The 3164-nt window shown below is 50.3% G+C and carries 6 protein-coding genes; 2 read left to right on the top strand and 4 right to left on the bottom strand.

Going from position 1 to position 3164, the window contains the following annotated elements; all coding sequences use genetic code 11:
- Nucleotides 1-119 precede the first annotated feature (119 nt).
- The 3 genes from J2Z49_RS14610 to J2Z49_RS14600 form a co-directional block, all read right to left on the bottom strand.
- Nucleotides 120-551 (bottom strand): putative toxin-antitoxin system toxin component, PIN family, encoded by a 432-nt coding sequence (locus J2Z49_RS14610; protein ID WP_307403908.1) that lies wholly within the window; start codon nucleotides 549-551, stop codon nucleotides 120-122.
- On the bottom strand, nucleotides 527-811 hold the full coding sequence (locus J2Z49_RS14605) for an AbrB/MazE/SpoVT family DNA-binding domain-containing protein (protein WP_307403906.1): 285 nt from the start codon (nucleotides 809-811) through the stop codon (nucleotides 527-529). Before J2Z49_RS14605 ends, J2Z49_RS14610 begins: the two co-directional genes overlap by 25 nt.
- 94 nt (nucleotides 812-905) lie before the next feature.
- Nucleotides 906-1133: a hypothetical protein gene (locus tag J2Z49_RS14600; RefSeq protein ID WP_307403904.1), complete on the bottom strand. Its 228-nt coding sequence runs from the start codon at nucleotides 1131-1133 to the stop codon at nucleotides 906-908.
- Between the two features lie 105 nt (nucleotides 1134-1238).
- On the opposite strand from J2Z49_RS14600, the gene J2Z49_RS14595 reads away from it, so the two are divergent.
- Nucleotides 1239-1484, top strand: coding sequence for a hypothetical protein (locus tag J2Z49_RS14595; protein ID WP_013823546.1), 246 nt, complete (start codon nucleotides 1239-1241; stop codon nucleotides 1482-1484).
- Nucleotides 1477-1842, top strand: a complete 366-nt coding sequence (locus J2Z49_RS14590) for a type II toxin-antitoxin system HicB family antitoxin (RefSeq protein ID WP_307403902.1) — start codon at nucleotides 1477-1479, stop codon at nucleotides 1840-1842. Before J2Z49_RS14595 ends, J2Z49_RS14590 begins: the two co-directional genes overlap by 8 nt.
- A 33-nt stretch (nucleotides 1843-1875) precedes the next feature.
- Here J2Z49_RS14590 and J2Z49_RS14585 read toward each other — a convergent pair whose 3' ends face one another.
- Nucleotides 1876-2913 (bottom strand): helix-turn-helix domain-containing protein, encoded by a 1038-nt coding sequence (locus tag J2Z49_RS14585; protein ID WP_307403899.1) that lies wholly within the window; start codon nucleotides 2911-2913, stop codon nucleotides 1876-1878.
- Between the last annotated feature and the right edge of the window lie 251 nt (nucleotides 2914-3164).

Here is a 3164-nt window from a genome sequence, read left to right as displayed (position 1 = left end):
AGAGACCGTTGTTAAGCGGTCTCCCCCTGCTGAAATACGGCCGCCTTTCATCACCTGAATGAATTCAGGTGTATTCCCGGCGGAAGTTTATAAAAAAACAGCCGTGGCCTGTTTGGTACCTAAATCCTCAATAGCAACTGCAAAAAATCAGATGCCCTCAGTATGCTTATTCCCCTGTAGTTTTTTAACTCCAACAAATGCTTATCGCCGGAAATTATATAATCCGATTCGCCAGCAATGGCACATTCAATTATTTTATTGTCGTCAGGGTCCGAGGTAACAACATCAATTTTTTGCGTGGGGGTTACGAAAATAACCACGGGTAATAGCCTTCCGATAAAACCATCAACTTCTTCGTTAGTGAAACGAAACTTGGGATATTGAGTCACCCTGTAAAATTCACTCAGGATCTGGGCTGAAAGGCAAAGCTCTATCTTTGATTCCAGAACCATTTCGATAACGGCAGCTTCCGGACCGTTCCACCCGAGGGCTGAAATAAGAATATTGGTATCGACAGTTATTCTCATTACTTCACGCCCCGTCGTGCCCAATTGATCGCTTCCTCAACGTCCCTGGGGGTTATGCCTTCCTTTTGGAACCTTTCCCTGATCGGCCTGGCGAATTCCTCAAAATCATTAAAAGGAATCATTTTCCTTATCTCTACGCGGGAACCTTTTTTTTCAAAGAGGATGTAATCGCCTTCTTTAATATTCAGGGACTTCCTCAATTCCAGCGGAACCGTTACCTGTCCTTTTGTAGTTACCCGTGCAATATAGTGTTCACTCATTTTTGCCAACCCTCCGGTAATCATTTCTTACATGAAGTATATCACGCCCTTTCTTACTTGTCAATGAACTGCTCTACCCACCAAGCTCCCAGGGAAACAATTACAAACCAGACCAACATTATCCCCCCTGCCACTGCCGGTACGTCTCATGGTACCTGTTTGGGCAGGCAAACGCATCCAGCGGCATGTAGATCACCGGCTGGCTAAGGCCCAGCCAGTTCGCCGCCGTCTGGGACAGGGGAATGGCCAGAGTGATGTGGGCGTAAATCCCCGCTCCCGGGATAGTCCCCGGCCACCCTCCCGGCATCGGTTTGCCCTTGTCCAACTCGGAGTATACGATGAACATGTCAACGTTGTATTCCGGGCCACCTGAGCAGTGTCTTTAATGTACTGCAGATTGACGCGGTGTTATCGAATATGCTATCATGACGGCAACAGGGTGTGATATCCTTTGGGCAACCTGAAAAAGCTCCTGGAAAAGATTAAGCGCAACCCGAAAACCGTGAGGTTTGATGAGCTGGACCTGGTGCTCCGCAGGGCGGGGTTTGAGCGCAGCCAACCGGGAGGCGGGTCCAGCCACTACGTTTACCGGAAAGGAAAACTGAAGCTGGTAGTCCCCTACCGGCAACCATACATCCTGGTTGCTTACATTAAAAGGGCAATCAAACTTCTAGAGGAGGCGCAGGAAGATGAATAAAGACCTGGAATATTACCTTCGCCTGCCTTACAGGGTGATGATCCACCCTTCTCCCGAGGGGGGCTATGTCGCGGAAGTGCCGGATCTCCCCGGCTGCCTTACCCAGGGCGAAACCCTGGAGGAACTTATGGAGATGGTCGAAGACGCTAAGCGCTGCTGGATTGCGGATGCCCTGGAAAGGAACGAAGAAGTCCCGGAACCGGTGGATGAGAGCTATAGCGGGCGCATCCTGGTGCGCGCCCCGAAATCTCTGCATCGCATTCTAGCCGAAAAAGCGCGGGAGGAAGGGGTCAGTCTCAACCAGTACATCGTGTACCAGCTCTCCCGTGCAGTAAGTAAAACCTCCGAGATAAATTAGAGGGATTACCACTTCACCTCACTGCGGAACAACTCAAGAGAGATAAAGGGATTTCAGCAGTTCCCGCTTTCTCAGCTTCTCGTGTTCCTCAGAATCCGTTTTACTTTCCGCTTGTTTAGTTTTTGATTTATTTTTATCGACCCGGCCCTGCGGCCGCCCGGGTTCGTGCCTGTAATCTTCCCTGAGAGCGGCAACCAGCAGGCCGGGAACGTTCCTGATTTCCGTACCGCTGCCCATTTCACTGATAAGTTTGATTTTCTCCCTGATCTTTTCTTTTGGAAACTCCAGCAGGAGTTCCTCCAGGAACTCTGAAGGCACCCGGGCGCCGGTGGCCACCAGCACCGCCGCCTGCAACTCCCCCAGAACAGCGGCGTTAAGGGGTGGATGGGTGCCCGTTACGGGATCGTCCTGCGTTTTGCCGTGGTTATCTGCGGGTACATTATCTCCCGGTTTTTGGTAATCATCGGTATCATGATCAACATCAACAACAACAAATATATTATTATTTAATTCGTCTGAACCCATGGTAAGAGGGGGGGTGAAATTTTTACAGACCCCCCTCTGAAATTCGGAAAGTGGGGGGTGTGAAATTTTTTCACACCCCCCGGCATGATCCACCCGGGTAAGAGGAGGGTCTGTATTTTTTACACACCCCTGTCCGGAATCGGAGGTTTCGCTTTGAATAATCTGCTGCAGCTTTTCAAAGACAGGCGTCAGGTCATATTCATTGCTCAGCTGGCCGTTGCTGGAATCGTACCTGTTGCGTACAACGATCAGTCCCTTTTCAACCAGGCTTTTTTTATAGGAATGCAGGGTCTTTTCACTCACGCCGGTTAACTTGCTGAGTTCCCTGATGGAGGGATAAGGATCCTTAACGGTCCACCGGTAGCTCAAAAGGTGGCAGATAAAAGCCACCTCCTGGAAGGAAAGTCCCAATTCCCTCTGGTAACGGAACAAAGCGGTGGGAATGGGAGCCACACCCTGTTCGGCAATCGTTCTGCCGTAAAGTTCGTAAAAACGGTTTGGATTTCCATTTTCCTGCTTGACAACGCCCGGGGTTTCCACTATCATAGCCTTAAGAAACTCCTTTCTTTTGCCATACGCTTGCAAGAGCGCATGGCATTTTTGTTTTGGAGCTCCCTCCCGGAAGCCCACAAAAAAACCCGCGTGATTTGTCACGCGGGTGGTTGTTTTAAAATGTCTTTTAAACTACCGGCTGCTGTTGGCTTGACGTCCTCCCCCGAATGAATTCGGAGGATTCCCCGAAGAGGGAACCTTCCAAACCCTTCCAGGGTTCCCCGGGAATTCCGTGCCCCTCGCGG

The sequence above is a fragment of the Desulfofundulus luciae genome (assembly GCF_030813795.1).
Classification (GTDB): Bacteria; Bacillota; Desulfotomaculia; order Desulfotomaculales; family Desulfovirgulaceae; genus Desulfofundulus; species Desulfofundulus luciae.
This window is presented reverse-complemented; position numbering and strand designations above follow the sequence as displayed.